The organism is Paraburkholderia lacunae (assembly GCF_003353175.1).
GTDB lineage: Bacteria > Pseudomonadota > Gammaproteobacteria > Burkholderiales > Burkholderiaceae > Paraburkholderia > Paraburkholderia lacunae.
In genome coordinates this window covers 48,857-71,616 of sequence record NZ_QHKS01000019.1, presented here as the reverse complement: position 1 = coordinate 71,616, position 22,760 = coordinate 48,857, and the positions used below count along the sequence as shown (strand labels likewise).

The following is a 22,760-nucleotide window of genomic DNA, read 5'->3' as shown; positions in this document are numbered from 1 at the left end:
AGTCTTCAGGGCGAGGTGCCGAGGCGCAGGGCGGCGAGCCGGTTTAAAAGCCGGGTGCAGAAGCGCGTGAGCGGCTCGGACGCTTTTGCGACAGCGAATAACGCGCCGACCGCGAACGCGTCGGCGACGAGGCCGAACGGATAATCCAGATAGCCGTCGGTGGCGGCATACAGCACCGAATCGACGACCAGCGAAATCACGGCGCCGGCGATAAAACATAGCAACCCCTTGCGGCCGATCATGCCGACCCACGGCAACCATTGAGCGAGCTTCTTCGCCCAGCCAAGCTCGATCAGGTTCGCGACCAGCCACGCAATCGCGAGGAAATTCACCGCGCGCAGATAGGAGAGGTTTTGCTTGAGGCTGGCGTCGAGCGGTTCGCTTTCAATGAAGAGCTTGTAGTAAGCCGCGGCGGCCACCACCGCGAGCGCCAGCAGGCAGACGAGCCAGCCCAAACGGTGCGCGCTGATCCGCTGATAGACCGGCTGGCAACGCGCCAGTACGCCGAGCACGAACAGGACCTGCCAGGCGAACGGATTGAAGTCCCAATGCATGTCCGGCGCGGCCGGCAAATAGGCGTCGATTGCCGGGGCGCCGGCCCACAGCGCGACGCTGCCCGCCAGCAATAGCCATGGCTTGCTGCGCGCGAGCGGCAGAATCATCGGCACCAGCAGGGCGAAGAACGCGTACATCGGCAGCACCGAAGCGAGATACGGCTGACGGCGAAACAGCAGGATGTCGCGCAAGGCGTCCACGGGCGAGTCGATCAGATCGTCGAGATCGGTGGTGGCGAGATTGGGGCCGTCGATGCTGAACGCGGTGAGCACCGCGCTGACCAGCAGCATCAAGCCGGCCGTGACAAGGAACGCGCGATAGATCTCCAGCGAGCGCCGCAGGAAGCGGCTGCGCGCGATCGCCTCGGTACGCCGTTCAGCCAGTGCGGCATAGGCGGTCGCGGTAGCGAAGCCGCCGAGGAACACGAACACCTCGGCGGCATCGCATAGCGCGTACGCATGCAACGTGACACGCGACAGAATGCTGCCGCCGATGTGGTCGACGACGATGATCAGTAGAACCAGCCCGCGAAAAAAATCGAGCTCGATGAGACGGGATTGCGACTTTTGCATTGTATGGCGCCAGGTCATGCAACAGGCAGCCCCATGCGACGGCGCGCTAGTACAGCGCGGCGGGCGTCTCACAAGGCTTTTGAATTGGATTGGGTGCTACGGCGGATGGCCGCCCCGCGGATACGCGATCCGTGTCGCCGCTTTCAGGCCGGCACACGTGGCGCGGCTGCAGGGACAGTAAAAATGACTCGTTTGAATGCGGGGAGTTCCGCTGCAGCGCCGCAAAAAACTTTCAATTGTATTTCGTCGTGTGACAAGGCCGCTTGCAGCTGTGCGGCGCCGGCCCATGTCCCGCGTCGGAGGGCGGGTTTAACTCCGGTCGGCGCGCTGCCGTCTACCTGAATATGTGTCGCTGTAACAGCCGTCCCTGCGCGCTCGTGGAGATTTCGCAACGTTTTGAGATAAGGCAGCGACACCCGATGGACGGCGAGCTAACGGCGTGTGAGGATTTCCTGAAAGTAGGTCGGGGTTGATCAAGGCGTAATCAGAGCGTCATAAGAAAGCGGTCGGGTCGAGTCCCGTTGCTCGAGTGCAGGGAGATCTTCATGAACAAGCAAGTGTTCGCGCTGGCTGTCTCTGCCGCTGTGTCCGCCCTATTTGCCGTGTCCGGGTTCGCGCAGACCAGCGTGACCTTGTACGGCGTCCTCGATGAAGGCATCAACTACACCAACAATGTCGGCCGGGGCCATGTCTACGAACTGGCGAGCGGCTATGCGCAAGGCAGCCGCTGGGGCCTCAAAGGCTCGGAGGAGTTGGGCGGCGGCCTGAAAGCAATCTTCCAGCTGGAAAACGGTTTCGACGTCAATTCCGGCAGGCTCGGCCAAGGCGGCCGGATGTTCGGCCGCCAAGCCTTTGTCGGCCTGAGCGCCCAGCAGTACGGCGGATTGACGTTCGGCCGGCAGTACGACTCGGTGGTCGACTATCTGGCGCAGACCACGGCCAATGGCAGCTGGGCCGGCTCGCTGTTCTCGCACCCCTACGATAACGACAACACCGACAATACGTTTCGCCTCGACAACACGGTCAAGTACACCAGTCCGCAGATTTCCGGCTTCCAGTTCGGCGGCACTTACAGCTTCAGCAACGATACGAACTTCGCGAACAATCGCGCGTACAGCTTCGGCGGCCAGTACGCCTATGGCGGCCTGCTGGTGGCCGCCGCGTATCTGCATGCCAACAACCCCGGCAACGGCGCGAACGGTGCGATCACCGCGAACGACGCCAGCTTTATCGCCGCCCGCATGCGTGTATTCGGCGGCGGCATCACCTACACCTTCGGCCCGGCCACTGCGGGCTTCTCGTACAGCAACTCGCACTACCTGGATCCCACCGGCAACGGCTACCTCGGCGTGACCCCGCTGGTGCCGCCCGGCGTGTTGCTGAACTCGCTCAAATACCAGAACTTCGAGTTGAACGGCAAGTATCAGATCTCGCCGATGCTGTTCGTCGGCGCCCAGTATGTGTACACGATGGAAACCTACGACGCCTCGAGCGGCGGCGTGAAGCCGAGAATCCATTCGTTCGGCCTGATGGCGGATTACAACTTGTCCAAGCGCACCGACCTGTACATTCAGGGCGAGTATCAGCAGGTGACCGGCGACCTGACGTATTCGATACTCGACGAAGCCTTTACGCCCGGCACCCAGGGGCCTTCATCGACGTCGAGGCAGGTCGTGGTGCGGGCGGCGATACGGCATAAGTTCTAGCGGCGGGCACACAGTCGCTGACGAGCTCCGCGACCCACTCGACGAAAATTCACACGCGCGGTGCCGGGCGCGGACGTTCAGGTTGGACTTGAATTCCACGCCGGGCAGGATGTCGAACGGCTTGTCCAGCGGCGTGCCACGTTTCGCCGCGGAAAACCCGATTCCCTTCCCGGAGACTTCATGAGCAATCGCGCGACGCAGATCCTTCCTCATCATCGTTACGCCCATTCGCTGGGCGCGCCGCTGGCTTGCGTGCAAGGCACGATCACGAAGGTGTTCGCCAGTCCGGACAATCACCACGGCGCGAATCACCAGCACTTCGTCATCAAGATCGACAAGGTCGTGAAGTTCGAAGGCGGTACGCAGAATCTGGTGGGCACGGAAGTATTCGTCGCCGTGCGTTTCGGCGACAACGAGGGGCTGGCACAGGAGATTCCGGGCTTGCAGGCCGGGCAGCCTATCGAGGCGCAAGGCGAATACATTCCGGACGCCAGCGCCTATCCGACCGCCGACAACGAGAATCCCGTGCTGCCGGTGCTGCACTTCACGCATCATCCGGTCGGCTATGTGCTTTATCAGGGGCAATACTCTAGCTAGCCTCGCCGCTAGCCCCGCTGGCTGAATTCCGCTCATTCGGCGCACGCCGCCGTCCTCGCTCTCTTCGTCCGCTCGTGCCTTCGCCTGCGGCCGGCGATTCAAGTTTTAGCGGCGCTTTGCCGTTAAAGAAAACGTTATCGGCCGGTCGTCGAGGCGGAGCCGTTGCCGGCTATTTCGACGGCGCCCAGCCGCGCCGCGTGCCACACCGCAAGCAGCGGCCCGCTGCAATACCGTCCGAAATATTTGTATCAGAGTGTTCCGCTCGGCGCGTTTTTGCAAAATGCATTTTACAATTCCGCTTAGATTTTAATCGGCAATCTGGCCCTTTTCGCTGAAGATCGCCGGTTTTAGGGCACCCCGCAGGGGTAGCAGGATTTGAATAAACGGTAGGGCCTGGGTGGGCGCCGCACGAGGCGGCCTCGCCGTGCCGCGGGGATCGCAGCGCGTCGTACGAACGCGCGCATCGCTTGCGGCACGCCGGCACCCCGGCCCGCCAATGAATAAGGCAGGAGTCGAACATGTTGGGAAAGCGTTTCGACAGAACAATGATGGCCGGTTTGGCCGGCGTATGGGTTGCGCTGGCGGTCAGCGGTTGTGCGAATGTGGGGCAGCAGGGCGCGCAGACGGAAGCGGCATCCAGTGCAGCGGCTGCGTCCGGCGCGGCAGCTTCGGATGCACCCGTTGCTTCGGCGACGCCGGCGCCCGATGCGGGTGCTGCGGCGCAGGCAAAGGCCAATTACGACGCGGCGCTCAAGAAGGCGTCGCAGCTGGTGTATCGCGTCAAGCGCGGCGATACGTTGGCGCGCATCGCGCAGCGCAACAATTGCAGTGTCGGACAGTTGCAGGCATGGAACGGCCTGAAGCCGTCCTCGCGGCTGAAGAGGGGGCAGGTGCTGCACGTCGCATCGCCGGAAACCGTGCGGGCGGCCAACGCGGCGGCGGCCGCTGCCAAGGCTGCGGCGGCGTCCGCGTCGGCTGCGCCGCTTGCGGCTCAGTCGGCATCGCCCACGGCCTCGGCGGCAGCCGCTCAGCTTGCGGCTCAGTCGGCATCGCCCACGGCCTCGGCGGCAGCCGCTCAGCCAGCCGCGCCCAGCGCGGCCGACGCGCGCGAAGTCGCGCAGCAGACCCGGCGGCACGCGAAAGGCGTCTCGCTGGCGTGGCCGGCGGGCGGCAAGGTCCTCGAGAGCTTCCAGCCTGGCGAAACGCGTGGCATTGAAATCGGCGGCAAGGCGGGCGATCCGGTGCGGGCTGCGGCCGACGGCAAGGTGATGTATGCCGGCACGGGCCTGAACGGCTACGGCAGTCTGATCATCGTCCAGCACAACAAGGACTTTCTGACCGCCTACTCGCATAACCGCAAGCTGCTGGTCAAGACCGGCGAAATCGTGGTGCAGGGGCAGCAGATCGCCGAGATGGGCGACGAAAAGAACTCGCGCGTTTCCGTGGGTTTCGAGTTGCGCCGCGACGGCAAGCCGATCGATCCGATGCCCTATTTGCCTCAAGGGCGCGGTTGAGGGAGCATCCGGATCAGATACCGAACGAACTCGAGGATCGGCCGAGCGTATTTAATCCAACCAGCGCAGCGCCGCCGCGACAATCGCTTCGGGTGCATCTTCCTGCATCAGATGACCTGCCTTCGGCACCGCCTGAAAACGCGCCCCCGGTATCGCGCCGGCTAGTTGACGGCCGCGCTCCAGCGGAATCCATTGGTCGTCTTCGCCCCACAGGATTTGCGTCGGACACCGCACCTGCGGATAGCGCGCTTCGACCTGGTCGGTGTAGCGCTGGTCCATTTGCGCGATCTGCCGGTAGAACGCGGCTTGTCCGGTTTCGCCGAGCCACGGTGTCACGTAAGGCGCGAGTTCCTGTTCTGGAATATCGCGTGCGACGGCGCCACGCACATACGCTTTCACCACCGCTTCGTGGATATAAGGCGGCAGTCCGGCGAACGCGTCGCCGTGCTCGCGCACGTGCCGCACGAACGGCGAACCCCACGGCGCGACGGCGACCGGATCGATCAGCGTAAGGCTGCGATAGTCGCAACCGTCGATCAGATGCGCACGCAACGAAGTCGCACCGCCGAAGTCATGTGCTATGACGTCTGGACTCTTCAGTTGCCAATGCGCGAGCAATTCCGCCAGCAGAACATTCTGCACGCCGAGCGACACGTCCTGACCGTCGCACTGCTGCGATTGGCCATAGCCGAGCAGGTCGTAGTAATAGACAGTGCGAATCTGCGCGAGGTACGGGGCGATGCGATGCCACACATACGAAGAAAACGGTGTGCCATGAATCAGCACCAACGGCGGACCGTTGCCGGTTACGTGAAAGCGCACGGTTTGAGCACGGAATGCATAGCTTTCGGTGAGCGGCCAGTTTTTCATAGCGGGGAGCATCGTGAGAAAGTCCGCTTACCTTAACAGGCTCATATAAAGAGTGTCGATCGGCTTGCGTCGTCGCGCATTCGCTGTATGTCTCCCGCAAAACCTCACCTTTGATTTATTCAGCAAAGCCAGGGATTGTCATGCATCGCACTGGCCGATCGACTTGCGGGCAGCGCCGGTACGGCGAACTATTACGAATCGAGCACGAATTGCCTTGAAAGAAGGTGTTGTTGTGTCGGCCGGTGCCGGGAAGCTCGGTAATCACGCTGGGCAGGCCGATTCCGAGTTGCAGCGGACGACGCCTTATCGGCCAGAACGCGCGTTCTGCAATGGTGAGGGAATTCGGGAGCCGAAGACGTCTTCGGCCCATGTCGACGAAGTGGATGAGTAGCGCAGCCGGCTACTTCGTTTGAGTGCCCCGCAGCAGTTGCGAGACCTCGCCGTGGTGATGCAGGATCGCCGGATCGGCCTGCAACAGCGGCAGATAACGCGGCAGAAAGGCATTGTCGGGCTGATTGGGAGAGAAGAGCCCCGTGACCGCTTCGACTGCGGCGAGCCGGTCGGCCGAGTCGGCCTCTTTATCGTCGAGAATCTCGTCGACGTTGGCGATGACGGTGGAGAGCGGCGTCAGCCAGCGAAACGCCGAACCGTTGATGAGCACTTGCAGGAATGCCGCGGGCGTTACCGGACCAAATTCCTTTTCATACGAGGCGCGTTCGTGATCGAGAATCGCCTTATGCAGCGTCAATAGCGGTCGGCGAATCTCCGAGAGGAATTGAATGTTTTGCTGGTCGTTCATCGTGCTGCTCCTTTCGCGCTTCTGTCAGACAGTCAGGCCGGATCAAGCCGGCTGATTGGGTCAAGCCATACCCATGCTAACAAAATCGCTCGGCAATGAATCAGGAACAACTCGGCAATCGCCTGCGCTGCGTTAGCGCGAATCGTCGAGCCGACGGTAACGCATTGATTTGAATCCCGTTTCAGCTTCTCCTCGCAATCGGGCCGGGCGCTTGTCCGCGCACGAACACGTGCAGCGTCGCGGCGAATTTTTTTCGCGGCGGCTACAATTTCCCCGTCCCTTATGGCGCTCTCGCGCTGCACCGATCTTCCGCTTCAATCGCACACCAGCCTCATCGCGTATTAGTACGGCTTGTCGAATAAACGCGGCACGCCTTTGCGTTTTGGTTCAACGTCCCCGTCTAAACAGACTGATAAACAATAAACGCCAATCGGAGCCGCCCATGACAACGCTTAACATCAACGGCCAGACCCATACCGTCGATGCACCGCCCGACATGCCCTTGCTGTGGGTCTTGCGCGACATCGTCGGCTTGACCGGCACCAAGTTCGGTTGCGGCATCGCCCAATGCGGCGCGTGCACCGTGCATCTCGACGGCGTCGCGGTACGCTCGTGCGTGCTGCCGGCGTCCGCGGTCGGCGACAGGAAGATCACCACTATCGAAGCAGTGGGCAACACGCCGGCCGGGCAGAAGGTCCAGCAGGCATGGCGTCAACTGGATGTCGTGCAATGCGGATACTGCCAGTCGGGGCAGGTGATGTCGGCGGCTTCGCTGTTGGCAAGCAACCCGAATCCCTCCGACGCGGACATCGACGCCGCCATGGCCGGCAACATCTGCCGCTGTGGGACGTACAACCGCATCCGCGCGGCGATCAAGCAAGCCGCGAAGGGGGCCTGACATGTCCCGGGGATTGCTCGATGCACAAAACGGCGCGCAGCCGTCGACGGGTGGCAAGCGTGGCGGCATCACGCGCCGCACGTTCCTGAAGTTCGGCGTGACGGTGGGCGCGGCGACGGGCGGCGGCCTGCTGCTCGGCTTCAGCATGCCGGCCGTCAGCCAGGACCAGAAAGCCGGCAAATCGGTGATCGGCGGTGACGGCATTGAAGCGCCGCAAAACGGCGTGTTCGAGCCGAACGCGTTCATCCAGATCGACACGGCAGGCAAGGTCACGCTGGTGATGCCGAAGGTCGAGATGGGCCAGGGCGTCTATACGTCGATCCCGATGCTGATCGCCGAAGAACTCGAAGTGCCGCTCGACTCGGTTACGCTCGACCACGCGCCGCCGAACGAAAAGCTCTTCATGGACCCGCTGCTCGGCGGCCAGCTCACCGGCGGCTCGACGTCGATCCGTTATGCGTGGGAGCCGATGCGCCGCGCCGGCGCGGCCGCACGCACCGTATTGATCAGCGCGGCTGCGCAGCAGTGGCAGGTGGACCCGGCCAGCTGCCATGCGCAGGCAGGCCAGGTGATTCACGCGGCCAGCAATCGCAGCATCGACTACGGGCAATTGGCCGGGGCCGCCGCGAAACTGCCTGCGCCGCAGAACGTCAAGCTCAAGGACCCGCAGGATTTCAAGCTGATCGGCACGCCGGTCAAGCGCCTCGACTCGCCGGAGAAGGTCGACGGCACCGCCCTGTTCGGCCTCGACGTACGCGTGCCGGACATGGTCTACGCGGCGATCGCGAACTGCCCGGTGCTCGGCGGGACGCTCGCGAGCGTCGACGATACCAACGCGAAGAAGATTCCCGGCGTGCGCCAGGTCGTCAGGATCGACAATGCCGTGGCCGTGATCGGCGACCACACCTGGGCGGCCAAACGCGGCGTGCAAGCGCTCGATATCAAGTGGAACGAAGGCGCGGGCGCGAATATCTCGATGAAGCAGATCGTCGACGATCTCGCCAATGCGTCGCAGCGCAACGGCGCGGTGGCGCGTAAGGAGGGCAACGTCGGCAACGCGTTTTCGAACGCGAAGACACGCGTCGATGCGGTCTATCAGCAGCCATTCCTTGCTCACGCCACGATGGAGCCGATCAATTGCACGGTCCACGTGCGGCCGGACGGCTGCGATATCTGGCTCGGCTCGCAAGTGCCGACGCGTGTGGTGGATGCCGCCGTCGCCGTGACCGGTTTGCCCGCCGGGAAGATCGTCGTGCACAACCATCTGATCGGCGGCGGCTTCGGCCGGCGGCTCGAGTTCGATATGGTGACGCAGGCAGTGAAGGTCGCCAAACAGGTGTCGACGCCGGTGAAGGTCGTCTGGACGCGCGAAGAGGACATCCAGCACGACATGTACCGGCCGTACTACTACGACAGGATTTCCGCCGGGCTCGACGCGAACGGCAAGCCGATCGCATGGCAGCACCGGATCGTGGGCTCGTCGATTCTGGCGCGCTTCGCGCCGCCCGCGTTCACAAACGGACTCGATCCGGATGCCGTCGAAGTCGCGGCGGACTTGCCGTACGACTTGCCGAATCAGCTGGTCGACTACGTGCGTCAGGAGCCGCATGCGGTACCGACTGCCTTCTGGCGCGGCGTGGGCCCGACGCGCAGCGCGTTCGTGGTCGAGAGTTTTATCGATGAACTGGCGGCGCAGGCGAAGATCGATCCGGTCAAATATCGTCAGGACCTGCTCGGCAAGACGCCGCGCGCGCTCAACGTGCTCAATACCGCGTCGCGGGCCGCGAACTGGGGCAACGCGATGCCGAAGGGGCAGGGGCGTGGCGTCTCGGTGATGCACGCGTTCGGCAGCTTCTTCTCGATAGTCGCCGATGTCACAGTCGACAAGGGCGAGGTGACGGTGAACCGCGTGGTGTGCGCGGTCGATTGCGGCATGGTGGTCAATCCGAACACGGTCGAAGCGCAGGTGCAGGGCGGCATCATCTTCGGCATCACGGCGGCGCTTTATAGCGAGATCACGATCAAGGACGGCCGCGTCGAGCAGAGCAATTTCACCGACTACCGGATGTTGCGCATCGATCAGACGCCGGCCATCGAGGTGCATATCGTGAAGAGCAGCGAAGCGCCCGGCGGCATCGGCGAACCGGGCACGGCGGCGCTCGCGCCCGCACTCGCGAACGCGATCTATGCGGCCACCGGCAAGCGGCTGCGGCAATTGCCGGTCGGCAGCCAGTTGCAATCCGCCTAACAGCTTTGCATGGGATCGGAGTGCATAGCATGGGATCGGAGTAAGTGCTTTGCATGGGACCGGAGTAACACGCTAAAGCGTGAACTCCGGTCGACAGCTAAAGCGCTAACTCCGATCGACAGGAGCCCGACATGAAAAACACACTCAAGAGTTTCGGTGCGGCACTGTGCGTGGCACTGCCGTTCCTGACCCAAACCCCGGCGCGCGCCGCCGATCAGGCGCTGGTGCAACGCGGCGCGTATCTCGCGAAAGTCGGCGATTGCGTGGCCTGTCACTCGGCGCCGAAGGGCAAGCCGTTCGCGGGCGGCCTGCCGATGGCCACGCCGATGGGCCAGATCTACACGACCAACATCACGCCCGATCCGGCCACCGGCATCGGCAGTTACACCGAGGAGGACTTCGCGAGGGCGATGCGCGAAGGCGTCGCGAAAGACGGCCACAACCTGTATCCGGCGATGCCGTATCCGTCCTACGCCAAGGTCAACGACGACGACATGAAGGCGCTCTACGCGTTCTTCATGAACGGCGTCGCGCCCGTGCAGCAGGCGAACCGCGAGCCGGACATCAAATGGCCGTTGAACATGCGCTGGCCGTTGAAGATATGGAACATGGTGTTTCTGGAGAAAGGCGTCTATCAGGACAAGCCCGGCAAGGATGTCGCGTGGAATCGCGGCGCGTATCTGATTCAGGGGCTGGGGCACTGCGGCTCGTGTCACACGCCGCGCGGCATCGCGTTCCAAGAGAAGGCGCTGGATGAATCCGGCAGCGCCTTCCTGACCGGCGGTCCGCTCGACGGCTGGTTCGCGGCGAATCTGAGCGGCGAGCACAACGTCGGTCTCGGCCGCTGGAACGAGCAGGATCTGACGGCGTTCCTGAAGACCGGCGCGAATCGCCATGCGTCGGCGTTCGGCTCGATGACCAGCGTGATCAACAACAGCACGCAGGCCATGAAAGACGCCGACATAGCCGCGATGACGACGTATCTGAAGTCGTTGCCGCCGGCGGGCGGCACGGGCGCGGCGCCTTACACCTACGATCCGCAGGCCACGAAGGTGTCGTTGAACCGCCCCGCGAACGATGCCGGCGCGCGCGTCTATACGGCGTATTGCATGCATTGTCACGGCGTCGATGGACGAGGCTTCGCGCCGATGCTGGCGCCTTTGGCCGGCAATCCGAACGTGCTGGAGAAGGACCCGTCGTCGCTGGTCAACGTGACGCTGAACGGCACGGGCGATCTGGTGATCGGCGGTGTTCCCGCGCCGTACCCGATGCCGCAATACGCACCGGTGCTCAACGATCGGCAGATCGCCGACGTGTTGACGTTCGTGCGCGCCGGGTGGAGCAACGGTGCGCCGGCGGTGAGCGCGGAAGACGTGGCGAAGCTGCGGAAATCGACGCAAGCAGCGCGCTAATCACGCCGGATAGGCAAAAAAAAGCGGCAACCGTGTAGAACGGTTGCCGCTTTTTTTCATGGCCGCAAATCAATCACCGGTGCTGCCCGACCTTCTGCCGCTTCTCCAGCACTCGCGCATACCATGTCAACGGGAAGCACATCGCGAAGTAAATCATCGCGACCATGCCGTAGATCGGGAACGGCCGGAACGCGGCGTTGGTGATCATCGTGCCGGTCTTGGTCAGCTCGGTGAAGCCGATGATCGACGCGAGCGCGGTGCTTTTCACCACTTGCACGAGAAAGCCGACTGTCGGCGCAACCGCGATTTTCAGCGCCTGCGGCCACACGATATAGCGCAGTTGCTGACCGAACGTCATGCCGAGACTGGCGCCGGCGGCCCACTGGCCGCGCGGCACCGCTTCGACACAGCCGCGCCAGATATCGACCAGATACGCGCTCGTATAAAGCGTCAGCGTGACGGTTGCCGCGACCCAGGGCGACACGTCGACACCGAGCAGCGGCAGCCCGAAGAATGCGAGAAACAGCTGCATCAGGAGCGGCGTGCCCTGAAACACTTCGACGTACACCACGACGATGCGGCGCAGCCAGGGCAACGGCGAAACGCGCATCGCCAACAGCAGCAGCCCGACGATGCCGCCGCCGACAAACGCGATCAGCGACAGCAACACCGTCCAGCGGGCGGCAAGCAGCAGATTGCGGGCGATGTCCCACAGCGTGAATTCGACCATGATCAACGCTCCGTCGGCAGAGTGCGTGCGCCGCGCCACGCCAGGCGCGTGCGCCAGTTGCGCGGCGCGCTGTCGGCGCCCCGCGCTGCGCGGCCGGCGAACAGTCCGCGTCCAAATCGGTTCAATAATCGCCGCAGCAGGATCGACAGCAGCAGGTAAGTGGCGGTGATGATGACGTAGCTCTCGAACGAGCGGAAGTTGCGCGACTGGATGAAGTTGGCCGCGTAGGTCAGATCGGGCACCGAGATCTGCGACACGACAGCCGAGCCGAGCATCACGATCAGCACCTGGCTCAGCAGCGCCGGAAACACATTGGCGAGCGCCTGCGGCAGCACGACATAGCGAAACACCTGGCGGCCATGCAGGCCAAGCGCCTGCGCCGCCTGCACCTGGCCGCGCGAAATCGAATCGATGCCGGCGCGCACGATCTCGATCGCGTAGGCGCCGAGATTGACGGTCATCGCCAGAATCGCGGCCTGGATTTCGTCGATGTGAATGCCCAGGCTCGGCAGACCGAAGAAGACAAAGAACAGCTGCACGATGAAAGGTGTGTTGCGGATCAGCTCGACATAGCTCGCGACCAGCCAGCGCGCCCACTTCGGCCCGGCCACCGCGACGCTCGCGCCGGCAATGCCGACCAGCCCGCCGAGCAGGGTGGACACGGCTGTGAGCCCCAAGGTCACGGCGACGCCGCGCGCGAGCATCCCCGCATAGAGGCCGAAGCCGCTGAAATCGAACGCATAGGTCATGGCGTGGCGCTCATCGTGAAGTCAAACTCCGGCGCGGACCGGCATGCCGGTCTGCGCAAAAAAGGTTCAGAGATCGGCCGGCAGCGGCGCGCGCAGCCATTTCTGCGAGATCGCGTTCATCGTGCCGTCCTTGCGGGCCTTGGCAATCGTGTCGTCGATTTTCTGCTTCAGACGCGGCTCGTTCTTGTTCAAACCGACGTGATCCGGCGAGCTGAACAGCGAAAACTTCTGCTCCGGATCGTTCGCCGGATGACGCGCGAGGATCGTCGCACCGACGTCGTTGCCGACCACCATCAACTGTACCTGACCAGAAATAAATGCCGAAATTGCGCCGTTCGGATCGTCGAAACGTTTGATGTCCGCGCTGGGCGGCGCGATCTTGCTGACGCTCAGGTCCTCCAGCGTGCCGCGCGCGACCGAAATCGACTTGCCGGCGAGGTCGGCGGCGTTTTTCACGGTCAGGGTTTTCGGGCCGAACACGGCGAGGTAGTAGGGGGCGTACGGCTGCGAGAAGTCGATCACCTTTTCACGCTCGGGCGTCTGGCCGACCGACAGCAGCATGTCCGCCTTGTGGTCGGCGAGGTAGGCCATGCGGTTGTCGCCCGTCACCTGGACGAGTTCGACCTTCGCGTTGAGCGCACGGCCGATCAGGTTGGCGACGTCGATGTCGTAGCCCATCGGCTTCATGTCCGGGCCGATCGAACCGAACGGCGGATAGTCTTCGAATACGCCGATGCGCACTGTGCCCGACTTGGCGATCGTGTCGAGCGCATCGGCATGGGCGGCCGACGGGAAAGCGCACAGCGCGCCGAGACCCGTGAAGGCCAGGGTCGCGGCGAGCGTGGCGAACACACGGCGAGTGGTTGATTGGGCAGTCTGGTTCATGGTCGTTCCTCTGTCGAAAACGTCGGTGGTTTTAATAAGCGGATTTCAAGGGGCCGCGCGGGCGGCGATCAGTTTGCACGCGTACGGTGGCAATTCCGCGTACACCGGCATGCCGAGCGCGAGACCCGGCGTTTCGCGCGGCGTCGTCGCGGCGGTCAGCGTGAAGCCGGCGCAATCGATCGTTGCTTCGAGCGAGGCGCCGACATCGCGGATAAACGTCACCGTGCCCGCAACGCGATTCGTCCCGGCATCGCCGGACACGGGCTTGACGCACACGTCTTCCGGCCGGATCAGCAGACGGATATCGCGGCCCGATTCCGGCAGGCGCGGAGCTTGCGCAACGGCAATGCGCCGGCCGCCCGGCAGGCTCACGCCGCCGGCGCCGTCGTAAGTGACCGGCAGGATATTGCCGAGGCCGATGAAATCGGCGACGAATTCGCTCACCGGGTCGCGGTAGATGTCCAGCGGCTTGCCGGCCTGCGCGATGCGGCCTTTTTCCATCACGACGATTTCATCGGCCATCGTCATCGCTTCGCGCTGGTCGTGCGTGACCATGATCGTCGTGATGCCGAGGCGCTGTTGCAGCAGGCGAATTTCGACCTGCATCGCTTCGCGCAGCTTGGCGTCGAGCGCGGAGAGCGGTTCGTCGAGCAACAGCAGTTTCGGTTGCGATGCGATCGCACGCGCGATCGCCACGCGCTGCCGCTGGCCGCCGGAGAGTTGCGTGACCGGCCGGTTCGCCATATGCGGCAGTTGGATCAGCTCCAGCAATTCGGCGACGCGGCGCGCCTGCGCGTCCTTCGCGCTCTTGCGCAGCTTGAGCGGATACGCGACGTTCTGCGCTACCGTCATATGCGGAAACAGCGCGAGCGACTGGAACACCATGCCGAAGTCGCGCTGATTGGCCGGCAGATACGTGATGTCGCGGCCGGCGAAACTGATGCTGCCCGAACTCGGCGTTTCCAGGCCGGCGATCATCCGCAGCAAGGTCGTCTTGCCGCAACCGGACGGTCCGAGAAAGCAGACCAGCTTGCCGTCGGGCACGCTCAGATCGACGCTGTCGACGGCATGGGCCGCGTTGAAGCGTTTGGTCACGGCCTGCAAGGTCAGATGGGTCATCGAATGCTCCAGCATGGTGGGACCGTCAAAGCGCAACGCCTTCGTCGCCGATCAGTTTTTCGAGCAGCCAGATCAGCGCGAAGTCGATCGCGACGATGAACACCGCGAAACAGAACACGGTCGGATCGAGCGACGACACCGTGCGGCTGTACAGCCACACCGGCAGCGTCATCGTGTCGATACCGTAGAGAAAGAAAGTGACGGTGAATTCGTTGAACGAGACGATGAACGCGAACAGCATGCCGGCGAGGATGCCGGGGCGCATCAGCGGCAGGATCACGTCGATCAGCGCGCGGCGCGGACTCGCGCCCATCACGCAGGCCGCCTCTTCGAACTCGGGACCGATCGACGCCACCGACGCCGCGCAATTCTTCACGGTGAACGGCAGCGCCAGAATCACGTGCGCGATGATGAGACGGAATACGCCGAGTTCGACCGGCAGCACGTTGAACACCAACAGCAGCGACAAGCCGAGCATCACCAGCGGATAGACGAGCGGCAGCGCCACCAGTTGCTCGACCGCCGGTTTGCCGCGAAAGCGGTAGCGGCTCAAGGCGTAGGCGGCGGGCACCGAGACGAGCGTGGCGATCAGCATCGTCGAGACGGCGACGATCAGGCTCGTGCTGAGCGCGGCGCCCATCGAGAGCGTGTCGCTCGCGTCCGGCGCTACGAAGCTGTGCCAGGCCGCGCGATACCAGTGCAGCCCGTATGCGTGCGGCGGGAACTCGAGCGTGTCGGCTGCGCTGAACGACATCGTGATCATCGTCAGGATCGGCAGCGCGGCTAGCAACAGCACGATCGCGGCGAGCAGCGCCGCGGCCTTGCCGAGCTGCCCCGGCATGGTCGTCGGCAAACGTGTGAAGCGCGGCAGGCGCAGGGTTTGAACAGACGTGCTCATGCGTGCGACTCCTCCCCGAGGCGTTGCGTGCGGTGCACGAGGCGCTGCGAAAGCGCCATCACGGTGAGCGTGGCGACCATCAACACGACGCCTGATGCCGAGGCCGCGGGCCAGTTGAGCAGCGGCGCCACCTGATCGTGCACCAGCACGGCGAGCATCGGCACGCGGCGTCCGCCGAGCAGAAGCGGCACGGCGAACGCGCTGGCGTTGTACGCGAACACCAGCAGCGCGCCCGCTACCAGACCGGGCATCGCCAGCGGCAACAGCACGTGACGCAGGGTTTGCCAGCGCGTTGCGCCGAGCGTGGCCGCGGCTTCTTCATACGAGCGCGACACCGCGCGCATCGCGCTCGACAACGGCAGCACGGCAAGCGGAAACGCCGTCTGTATCAGACCGAGCAACACCCCATGTTCGCGATACAGCCACATCACCGGTCTTTGAACGAGACCGCTCGCGAGTAGCGCGTGATTGAGCAAGCCGGCCGGCCCGAGAATGATCAGCCAGCCGTAGCCTTGCAACAGCAGATTGACGAGCAGCGGCAGCAGTACGCCGGCCAGCAGCAGACGCCGCGCAAGGCGCGACTCGGTGCGCGCCATGGCCAGCGCGACGGGAATGGCGAGCAGAACCGCGCAGATCATGCTCTGAAAGGCGAGCCTCAGCGTGAGCCACAACGACTTCATGAAGTAGCCGTCGAGCAGGTTGGCGTAGTTTTGCAGCGTGAAGCCGCGCCACTCGTCGCCCTGCGTGCCGAAGCTCATGCGCAGCACCACCAGCGCCGCCGCGCCGAGCACGGCGAGAAACAGCAGGATCGGCGTGAGCAGCAGCCATGGCCGCGCCTTCGCGAGCGCGGTTTGACGCACGTCGAACGCCGGCTCGTCAGGTGTGCCGGAAGCCGCACCCGGGCTCGGCACCGCCGACGCACGCCGCGAAAAGCGCGCGAGCATCGGGGTCATGCCGAGAAGATTTCGGTGTAGCGCTTGATCCACGCCGGCTGTACGACGGCGAGCGCCTTGTCGTCATGCAACACGGCCTTCTCGGCGATCTGCTGCGGGCTCGGCACGAACGCGCGGCTCTCGGCCGGAATCACCGCCTTCGAATTGACCGGGCCGTTCAGCACGTCGGCGGCCATGCGGCCTTGCACGCCGGCATCGAGCGAATGGTTGATGAACGCGTGGATCAAATCGCTGTCGCCCGGATGCGACTTCGGGATCACCGTGAACATCAATTGCGTGGCGAAGCCTTCCTTCATGCCGTAGGTCACGCCCATTTTGTACTCGGGCTTGCGGATCTGATCGGGGAAAAAGGCCGGCGAATAGATGCCGCCGATGTCGAGCGAGCCGGTGCGGAACAGATCGGCTACCTGATTCGGGTTCTCGCCGAGCGTCATCACGTGGTCTTTCAGTTGCATCAGTTTCCTGAAGCCCGGCTCGATGTTCTGCTGCGACCCGCCATTCATCTTCGCGGCGATGATCGCGAGGTCCACGGCCTCGGCCCATTCCGGCGGCGGCAGGAACAGGCGTCCCGCGTACTTGGGATCCCACAGGGCTTCATATGAAGCAGGCGCGCTCCTGAACGTCGACGTGTTGTAGATCAGGCCGTCCGACCACAGCAGATAGCCGATGCCGAAGCCGTTCGCGCCGGTGCGATATGGCGGCGCGACGTCCTTCAGGTTCGGCAGCTTGTCGAGATCGGGCTTCATCAGGAGACCCGCGTCGCCGAGACCCGCCGCGCCGACGCCCGCGAGCGTGATTACGTCGTAAGTAGGACGCTCGCCCGCGGCCTTGACCTTGGCGACCATGCCCGAGGTGCCGTCGGCGCGGTCGGCGATCACCTTGGCGCCGGTCTTTGCCGTGAAGGTCGCGGCGATGTTGCGCAGCGCGGCGGCGCCGGTGTCGTCCGACCAGGTCAGAAGGCGCAGCGTCTTGCCGGAGAAATTGTGCTCCTGCGCTTTCAGATTGATGAACGGCATCGGCAAGGTGGACGCTGCGAGTGCCGCGCCAATCGTCTTGATGGCTTGCCTTCTACCCCGTTTGATCTCTTGCATGGCGGTCTCCCGTGTTGAACGCCTGTTGCCTGGTGATATTCGCTGTGACCGCTGCCGCTCACTGCCCGCTTCACTGCTCATTGACGAAGCCCTTCACGCATTGCCTGAGGGTTACCTGAGCGTTGCGTGTGGATGCACTCTAGGTTTGCCAAAATCCTCCAACAAACGAAATATGCGCATGGCGGCCATGACGTAATCTCATGCGTGAGCCGTTGCGCGATGCGCGTGGTGGGTTCGTTTGACGCAGCGGGAGCGCCGATGGAGTGGCGCATGCGGGTTAACGTCCATGATTTTTACGCGACTGCGCATCTGTGGAGGTATGAGGAAAGCTCGGTTCTGGTGCGGCAGACGAAGCGCTTTGCCCAGAGTCGGTGCAAGACGCCGCGACGGACCTCGAACCGGGGTTGTGACATGAGCGGAGTGCATGCCGCGAGGCTTGGGCCGGCTCGTGTCGAAATTTCGATTCGCGTATGCTGTGGGCTCAGCGGGCGTGGCGGCATGCAGTGCCATTCGCCCCCGCAATGATTTTTCCTGATCCTGGGCTACTTCAATGCGACGTCTTCCGCCGCTCAATGCGCTGCAGATTTTCGAAACCGTTGCGCGGCACCGCAGCTTTACGCGCGCCGCCGATCATCTGTGTCTGACGCAAGGCGCGGTCAGCCGGCAAATCATCGCGCTCGAGGATTACTACAAGTTCCCGCTCTTCAAGCGCCATGCGAAGGGTTTGACGCTCACCGCCGAAGGCGAATTGCTGCTGCCGGCAGTCAAGGAGAGCTTCGCGCGGATCGAGGAGATTTCGCTGCGCCTCACGCGTCAGCGCACCGATCTCGCGCTGAAAGTGCCGACCTGCGTGATGCGCTGGATGCTGCCGAAAGTCATGCGCTTCCAGTCCGAGTATCCCGATCTGCATGTGCAGATCACCACCACCTGGCAGCATGACGTCGATTTCCAGCTCGAGCCGTTCGACGCGGCGATCATCTACGGGTCGTCGCCAGGCGTGGACGTGCAGACGGTGCCGTTGTTCGAGGAGCGTTTGACGCCGGTGTGCGCACCCGATCTGCTCAAGGACAAGCCGCTGGCGCAGGTCGCCGATCTGGCGCGCCACACGCTGCTGCATCCCACGCGCGATCATCGCGACTGGAAGATGTGGCTCGCCAAGGCGACCGAACTGGATGCCGCGAACACGCAGGGTATCGACGCCGAACACGGCCCGAGCTTCGATACGCTCGATATGGCGACCAACGCCGCGTTGCAGGGCTTTGGCGTGGCCATCAGCGATCTTGCACTGATCGACGAGGATGTCGCGGCCAAGCGTCTGGTGCGGCCGTTCGAGACTGTGCTCAAGACCGGGTGGCGCTATTACTTCGTGTATCCCGACTCAGTCGCGCATCAGCAGAAGCTGAATCTGTTTCGCGACTGGATCGCGGCGCATTGGGACGAGTAGGCTTCGTCGTCTGGACCTTCGTGCTGCGATGCCGAGCTGTCAGGGCGCGAACGACAGAAACAGATAGGCCGCGAACAGCGACAGATGCACCGCGCCTTGCAGAATCGTGGTGCGCCCAGTGCTGAGCGTGAGCGTGCCGACCAGCAGTGTGAGAACCAGCAGCACGGTTTCCTTGCCGTCGATGCCCAGCACGAGCGGCTGACCGGTCCACAAAAACACCACGGCGACGGTCGGAATGGTCAAGCCGATACTGGCGAGCGCCGATCCGAGCGCGAGATTCAGGCTGTTCTGCAAGCGGTCGGCACGCGCCGCGCGCACCGCGGCGAGACCTTCAGGCAGCAGCACCAGCGCCGCGATCACGATGCCGACCACCGCCGGCGGCGCACCCGCGTCCTTCACCGCGCTTTCGACCACCGGCGACAACACCTTCGCCAGCAACACGACGGCAACCAGGCACACCATCAGCAAGCCGCTGCTCGCCACAGCGACGCCGACGCTCGGCGGCGCGGCGTGGACGTCCTCATCGGGCACGTCGGCAAGGAAATAGTCGCGGTGGCGCACGGTTTGCACGAACACGAACACGCCGTACAGCACCAGTGACGAGATCCCCGCGAACGCCAGCTGCGACGGCGACAGTACCGGACCGACGCTGGTGGTCGTGTAATTGGGCATCACCATGGTCAGCCCCGACAACGACGCGAGCACCGCCAGCGCCGCGCTTGCGCCACGAATCTGAAAGTCCTGCTCGCGGTGACGGATGCCGCCCACCAGCAAACAGATACCCACGATCCCATTGCAGACGATCATCACCGCCGCGAACACGGTGTCGCGCGCGAGGTCGGCTTTTTCCGGGCCGGCCGTCAGCATCACCGAAACGATCAGTGCGACCTCGATCACGGTGACGGCCACCGCCAGCACCAGCGTGCCGAACGGCTCGCCGACCCGATGCGCGACGACTTCCGCATGATGAACCGCGGTGAAGACCGCGCCGCACAGCGCCGCTCCGACCAGCGCGAGCAGCACCGCGTGGCCCGGCATGGCGTATGCCACGCCCAGCACGATCCACGCGACGAACGGCGCGGCGATGGTCCAGCGGGGCAAAGCGGTCGCAGGCGTGGTCATTCAGGACTTCCTTTCTAATGCTTGTATTTAACGGACGCGGCAGGCGCCGGCGAGCGGCGGTTGACGTTTCAGCGAGCGAAGATGTTAATCCATCATCTCAACAATACGACATAACGTATTAAATTATAAAGGATTTTTTAATCGTCACGTGTTTGCCTGTTCAGGCGATATCTGGCGATGACACAGATTCGTCCGCTTCGTGGCGGCGGGCAATCGTGCTGCATTCAAGGATGGGGTCCGCAAAATTGCGCGGGAAATGCCGTGCGGTTTCTCGTGCCGAAACGCTGGCGGCGCAGAACGGTTGGGATAACTGCGGCTCGGGAAGCAACCGGTTGAATCGAACCGGACGCAATGCTTCGTGTGGAAGCATTGCGTCCGGGTAAAGCGCTACGGCAGGCTGACTCGGGTTTACTGGCCGATCGGACGGATCGTCAGCGCATTCTTCACCGACGTCACGCCGGCCACGCCTTGCGCGGCCTGAGTCGCCAGATCGACTTGCGGCTGCTCGGGCACAGTGCCTTCCAGCGTCACCGCGCCGCCACGTGCGCGCACCGTGATGTTGGCCACGCTCAAGCCCTTCGTCTTCGACAGCGTGCTGCGCACCTTGCGTCCCAGTGCGCGATTGGCTGCCTTGTCGGCTTTGCTCGGCTTGGCGCTCATCGCCGATGCAGCGGCAGGCGCCGCGGCATCGCTGCTTTGTGCGTAGGCGTTCAGGGATGCCAGAACGATCAGCGCGCCGCCGATCATCTTGATTGCGGGGAATGCTTTCATTCAACTTTCTCCTTTTGTTATGAATACGACGGCGCCTGGATGGAGCCGGCGTACTGCACCTGCGGGTACTTCGGGATCGAAACTGAATGGAACCGTGCTGCGGGTAGTGCGATTTGCTGCAATCTGTCTGCTGATCAGGCGGGCCGAGGCTCACGCATGCCGGCAAAGGCTGTGCCGCAGGCCGGAAACACACGATACTCCAATTGGTGCCATGGTGATTGCGTCGCTGCGTCGAAGTGAGGCTTTGGTGCAACGAATCGGCCGATGAAAGCAGGCTGATGGCGCTGTATCGCTGGGCGCGCCTCGAACAAGGTCGAACTGAATGCCGAATCAGCCGCTTCCCATCATCCCATTGCTTCGTGACGATTTGCCGCTCGATACGGTCGAACTGGCGCGCTTCATGGTCGGCAAATACCTCGTGCACGATCTGCCGGAAGGCCGCATTAGCGGGCGGATTGTCGAGACCGAGGCGTATCCGGTCGGCGATTCGACCAGTCACGCGTTCGCCGGCCGCCGTTCGTACAACGGCTCGATGTTTCTTGCACGCGGGCACGCCTATGTGCGCCTGACCTACGGGGTTTCGTACATGCTCAACATGTCCGCGGAAGCGGAGGAAGTCGGCGCGGGGATTCTGTTGCGCGCGATCGAGCCGCTCGAAGGGCTGCCCCTGATGGAGGCGCGGCGGCCCGGCGTGCCGCTGCGCGACCTGGCGCGCGGCCCGGGACGGTTGACCACGGCGCTCGGCATCGGCCAGGCATTCGACGGCTACGATCTTTGCATGGGGCGCGGCCTGTGGATCGGCGCGATCGAAACGGAACAGATGCCAGTTGGGGTGACGACGCGCATCGGCTTGTCGCGCGAGATGCATCGGCCATTGCGGTTTTTCGAGCCGGGCAGCGCATTCGTCAGCGGACCGCGCAAGCTGTTGATGCCGCGTTCCGCCGATTCGACGGACACGCAAATCTGACTGCGGATGGCACGCGCTACGGCAAAACATCCTCGCTGCGGGCGTGTTTTGGAAACGTCAGACGCAAAGGGTTACGATGCCGACAATTATTACGGTAATGCTACAGCTCCGGGCGTAGCCGACCGGAAGTTTCGACGCATTCTTCCGATTCGAACAATTATGTATCTCGAAATTAAGGGTTTTCCCTCGGCGATCTGGTGACTAGACTCCAATCACTCGCTTCCCACACGGCGTGTCAAGCGAAGCAAATAATCAAGTCTGGAGGTCAGTGATCATGAAGTCGCTCATCAAGGCAGTCGCCATTGCAATCGTTCTTGCAGCACCGGTCGCTTCGTTTGCTCAATCGAGCCAGGAGCCCGCCACCCGCGCACAAGTGCGCAACGAATTGATCCAGCTGGAACAAGCCGGCTACAACCCCTTCGTCACGAATGACCCGACCTATCCGGCCGATGTCCAGGCTGCTGAGGGTCGCGTCCAGGCACAAAACGCGGCCGTCGCGCAAACCCAGCAACCGGTCGCCGACACCAGCGGTTACGGCGCACCGACGAGCGGTTCGTCGCAGTCGGGCGCGGTGCTCCGGCCGTCGAAGAATCCGAAGTCGGTGTATTTCGGCAACTGATCCGGAGCGGCAATCCTGCCGGCGAGCCGGCAGCAAGCGGATGAAAGCGGGGCGCGTGCGTGGGCCATCGAGCGGGGCGTGTCCCGTGGCGGCCAACACGCAGCGCGGTCAGCAGTTTGAAGTGGCGAGAAATATACGTGCCGCATAGAGCACGCACGACAACAGCTTGCGGTCCAGACACTTGGCGGCGGCAGCGGCATGTTCCGCTTGCCTGCTCATCCGGTCGCGTCGCGCGCATCGT

The 22,760-nt window shown here is 63.5% G+C and carries 21 protein-coding genes; 9 read left to right on the top strand and 12 right to left on the bottom strand.

All coding sequences use genetic code 11. The features are described from left to right. Positions 1–5: 5 nt before the first annotated feature. The gene (locus DLM46_RS25940) at positions 6–1,127 is read right to left on the bottom strand and encodes an OpgC domain-containing protein (RefSeq protein ID WP_115105371.1); all 1,122 of its coding nucleotides are present in this window, start codon (positions 1,125–1,127) and stop codon (positions 6–8) included. A 545-nt stretch (positions 1,128–1,672) separates the two neighbouring features. Between DLM46_RS25940 and DLM46_RS25935 the strand changes: the two genes are divergently transcribed. From DLM46_RS25935 to DLM46_RS25925, 3 genes are all read left to right on the top strand, one after another. Further along, positions 1,673–2,833 carry a porin gene (locus tag DLM46_RS25935; RefSeq protein ID WP_115105295.1) on the top strand — a complete coding sequence of 387 codons (1,161 nt, stop codon included), beginning with the start codon at positions 1,673–1,675 and terminating at the stop codon, positions 2,831–2,833. A 180-nt stretch (positions 2,834–3,013) separates the two neighbouring features. After that, on the top strand, positions 3,014–3,430 hold the full coding sequence (locus DLM46_RS25930; protein WP_115105294.1) for a hypothetical protein: 417 nt from the start codon (positions 3,014–3,016) through the stop codon (positions 3,428–3,430). Between the two features lie 518 nt (positions 3,431–3,948). Continuing rightward, positions 3,949–4,944, top strand: a complete 996-nt coding sequence (locus tag DLM46_RS25925) for a peptidoglycan DD-metalloendopeptidase family protein (RefSeq protein WP_115105293.1) — start codon at positions 3,949–3,951, stop codon at positions 4,942–4,944. 51 nt (positions 4,945–4,995) lie between these two features. On the opposite strand, the gene DLM46_RS25920 is transcribed toward DLM46_RS25925, so the two are convergent. Both DLM46_RS25920 and DLM46_RS25915 read right to left on the bottom strand, forming a co-directional pair. Continuing rightward, entirely contained in the window at positions 4,996–5,814 is an 819-nt protein-coding gene (locus tag DLM46_RS25920; RefSeq protein ID WP_115105292.1) for an alpha/beta fold hydrolase, read from the bottom strand. A gap of 400 nt (positions 5,815–6,214) precedes the next feature. After that, complete coding sequence (locus DLM46_RS25915; RefSeq protein WP_115105291.1) at positions 6,215–6,613, bottom strand: hypothetical protein; 399 nt, start codon at positions 6,611–6,613, stop codon at positions 6,215–6,217. 442 nt (positions 6,614–7,055) lie between these two features. On the opposite strand from DLM46_RS25915, the gene DLM46_RS25910 reads away from it, so the two are divergent. The 3 genes from DLM46_RS25910 to DLM46_RS25900 all read left to right on the top strand — a co-directional run bounded on the left by DLM46_RS25910 (position 7,056) and on the right by DLM46_RS25900 (position 11,171). Beyond that, on the top strand, positions 7,056–7,511 hold the full coding sequence (locus tag DLM46_RS25910) for a (2Fe-2S)-binding protein (protein WP_115105290.1): 456 nt from the start codon (positions 7,056–7,058) through the stop codon (positions 7,509–7,511). 1 nt (position 7,512) lies between these two features. After that, positions 7,513–9,759, top strand: coding sequence for a xanthine dehydrogenase family protein molybdopterin-binding subunit (locus DLM46_RS25905; protein ID WP_115105289.1), 2,247 nt, complete (start codon positions 7,513–7,515; stop codon positions 9,757–9,759). 131 nt (positions 9,760–9,890) lie between these two features. After that, complete coding sequence (locus DLM46_RS25900) at positions 9,891–11,171, top strand: c-type cytochrome (protein ID WP_115105288.1); 1,281 nt, start codon at positions 9,891–9,893, stop codon at positions 11,169–11,171. Positions 11,172–11,244: 73 nt separating this feature from the next. On the opposite strand, the gene DLM46_RS25895 is transcribed toward DLM46_RS25900, so the two are convergent. The 7 genes from DLM46_RS25895 to DLM46_RS25865 form a co-directional block, all read right to left on the bottom strand. After that, positions 11,245–11,901, bottom strand: coding sequence for an amino acid ABC transporter permease (locus tag DLM46_RS25895; protein WP_115105287.1), 657 nt, complete (start codon positions 11,899–11,901; stop codon positions 11,245–11,247). A 2-nt stretch (positions 11,902–11,903) separates the two neighbouring features. Next, on the bottom strand, positions 11,904–12,650 hold the full coding sequence (locus DLM46_RS25890; protein ID WP_115105286.1) for an amino acid ABC transporter permease: 747 nt from the start codon (positions 12,648–12,650) through the stop codon (positions 11,904–11,906). Positions 12,651–12,716: 66 nt separating this feature from the next. Then, positions 12,717–13,535 (bottom strand): transporter substrate-binding domain-containing protein, encoded by an 819-nt coding sequence (locus tag DLM46_RS25885; RefSeq protein ID WP_115105285.1) that lies wholly within the window; start codon positions 13,533–13,535, stop codon positions 12,717–12,719. Positions 13,536–13,580: 45 nt separating this feature from the next. Beyond that, positions 13,581–14,654 carry an ABC transporter ATP-binding protein gene (locus DLM46_RS25880; RefSeq protein WP_115105370.1) on the bottom strand — a complete coding sequence of 358 codons (1,074 nt, stop codon included), beginning with the start codon at positions 14,652–14,654 and terminating at the stop codon, positions 13,581–13,583. Positions 14,655–14,679: 25 nt separating this feature from the next. Further along, positions 14,680–15,552 carry an ABC transporter permease gene (locus DLM46_RS25875; protein ID WP_115105284.1) on the bottom strand — a complete coding sequence of 291 codons (873 nt, stop codon included), beginning with the start codon at positions 15,550–15,552 and terminating at the stop codon, positions 14,680–14,682. Continuing rightward, positions 15,549–16,505 carry an ABC transporter permease gene (locus DLM46_RS25870; RefSeq protein ID WP_115105283.1) on the bottom strand — a complete coding sequence of 319 codons (957 nt, stop codon included), beginning with the start codon at positions 16,503–16,505 and terminating at the stop codon, positions 15,549–15,551. Before DLM46_RS25870 ends, DLM46_RS25875 begins: the two co-directional genes overlap by 4 nt. After that, positions 16,502–17,596, bottom strand: a complete 1,095-nt coding sequence (locus DLM46_RS25865) for an ABC transporter substrate-binding protein (protein ID WP_115105282.1) — start codon at positions 17,594–17,596, stop codon at positions 16,502–16,504. The genes DLM46_RS25870 and DLM46_RS25865 overlap by 4 nt, the downstream gene beginning before the upstream one ends. Positions 17,597–18,146: 550 nt before the next feature. On the opposite strand from DLM46_RS25865, the gene DLM46_RS25860 reads away from it, so the two are divergent. Beyond that, positions 18,147–19,040, top strand: a complete 894-nt coding sequence (locus tag DLM46_RS25860; RefSeq protein ID WP_115105281.1) for a LysR substrate-binding domain-containing protein — start codon at positions 18,147–18,149, stop codon at positions 19,038–19,040. Positions 19,041–19,079: 39 nt separating this feature from the next. Here the strand turns inward: DLM46_RS25860 and DLM46_RS25855 are convergent, their stop codons facing one another. Then, positions 19,080–20,162 (bottom strand): calcium:cation antiporter, encoded by a 1,083-nt coding sequence (locus DLM46_RS25855; RefSeq protein ID WP_115105280.1) that lies wholly within the window; start codon positions 20,160–20,162, stop codon positions 19,080–19,082. Positions 20,163–20,570: 408 nt separating this feature from the next. Beyond that, positions 20,571–20,933, bottom strand: coding sequence for a BON domain-containing protein (locus DLM46_RS25850; protein ID WP_115105279.1), 363 nt, complete (start codon positions 20,931–20,933; stop codon positions 20,571–20,573). A gap of 322 nt (positions 20,934–21,255) precedes the next feature. Here DLM46_RS25850 and DLM46_RS25845 point away from each other — a divergent pair, with 322 nt between their 5' ends. Beyond that, complete coding sequence (locus tag DLM46_RS25845) at positions 21,256–21,900, top strand: DNA-3-methyladenine glycosylase (RefSeq protein ID WP_115105278.1); 645 nt, start codon at positions 21,256–21,258, stop codon at positions 21,898–21,900. Between the two features lie 274 nt (positions 21,901–22,174). Beyond that, positions 22,175–22,519, top strand: coding sequence for a DUF4148 domain-containing protein (locus DLM46_RS25840; RefSeq protein WP_115105277.1), 345 nt, complete (start codon positions 22,175–22,177; stop codon positions 22,517–22,519). Positions 22,520–22,760: the final 241 nt, after the last annotated feature.

Coding starts and splice junctions, on each gene's coding strand:
- DLM46_RS25940 (WP_115105371.1), bottom strand. CDS start 1,127: ATGCAAAAGTCGCAATCCCGTCTCATCGAGCTCGATTTTTTTCGCGGG.
- DLM46_RS25935 (WP_115105295.1), top strand. CDS start 1,673: ATGAACAAGCAAGTGTTCGCGCTGGCTGTCTCTGCCGCTGTGTCCGCC.
- DLM46_RS25930 (WP_115105294.1), top strand. CDS start 3,014: ATGAGCAATCGCGCGACGCAGATCCTTCCTCATCATCGTTACGCCCAT.
- DLM46_RS25925 (WP_115105293.1), top strand. CDS start 3,949: ATGTTGGGAAAGCGTTTCGACAGAACAATGATGGCCGGTTTGGCCGGC.
- DLM46_RS25920 (WP_115105292.1), bottom strand. CDS start 5,814: ATGAAAAACTGGCCGCTCACCGAAAGCTATGCATTCCGTGCTCAAACC.
- DLM46_RS25915 (WP_115105291.1), bottom strand. CDS start 6,613: ATGAACGACCAGCAAAACATTCAATTCCTCTCGGAGATTCGCCGACCG.
- DLM46_RS25910 (WP_115105290.1), top strand. CDS start 7,056: ATGACAACGCTTAACATCAACGGCCAGACCCATACCGTCGATGCACCG.
- DLM46_RS25905 (WP_115105289.1), top strand. CDS start 7,513: ATGTCCCGGGGATTGCTCGATGCACAAAACGGCGCGCAGCCGTCGACG.
- DLM46_RS25900 (WP_115105288.1), top strand. CDS start 9,891: ATGAAAAACACACTCAAGAGTTTCGGTGCGGCACTGTGCGTGGCACTG.
- DLM46_RS25895 (WP_115105287.1), bottom strand. CDS start 11,901: ATGGTCGAATTCACGCTGTGGGACATCGCCCGCAATCTGCTGCTTGCC.
- DLM46_RS25890 (WP_115105286.1), bottom strand. CDS start 12,650: ATGACCTATGCGTTCGATTTCAGCGGCTTCGGCCTCTATGCGGGGATG.
- DLM46_RS25885 (WP_115105285.1), bottom strand. CDS start 13,535: ATGAACCAGACTGCCCAATCAACCACTCGCCGTGTGTTCGCCACGCTC.
- DLM46_RS25880 (WP_115105370.1), bottom strand. CDS start 14,654: ATGACCCATCTGACCTTGCAGGCCGTGACCAAACGCTTCAACGCGGCC.
- DLM46_RS25875 (WP_115105284.1), bottom strand. CDS start 15,552: ATGAGCACGTCTGTTCAAACCCTGCGCCTGCCGCGCTTCACACGTTTG.
- DLM46_RS25870 (WP_115105283.1), bottom strand. CDS start 16,505: ATGACCCCGATGCTCGCGCGCTTTTCGCGGCGTGCGTCGGCGGTGCCG.
- DLM46_RS25865 (WP_115105282.1), bottom strand. CDS start 17,596: ATGCAAGAGATCAAACGGGGTAGAAGGCAAGCCATCAAGACGATTGGC.
- DLM46_RS25860 (WP_115105281.1), top strand. CDS start 18,147: ATGCGACGTCTTCCGCCGCTCAATGCGCTGCAGATTTTCGAAACCGTT.
- DLM46_RS25855 (WP_115105280.1), bottom strand. CDS start 20,162: ATGACCACGCCTGCGACCGCTTTGCCCCGCTGGACCATCGCCGCGCCG.
- DLM46_RS25850 (WP_115105279.1), bottom strand. CDS start 20,933: ATGAAAGCATTCCCCGCAATCAAGATGATCGGCGGCGCGCTGATCGTT.
- DLM46_RS25845 (WP_115105278.1), top strand. CDS start 21,256: ATGCCGAATCAGCCGCTTCCCATCATCCCATTGCTTCGTGACGATTTG.
- DLM46_RS25840 (WP_115105277.1), top strand. CDS start 22,175: ATGAAGTCGCTCATCAAGGCAGTCGCCATTGCAATCGTTCTTGCAGCA.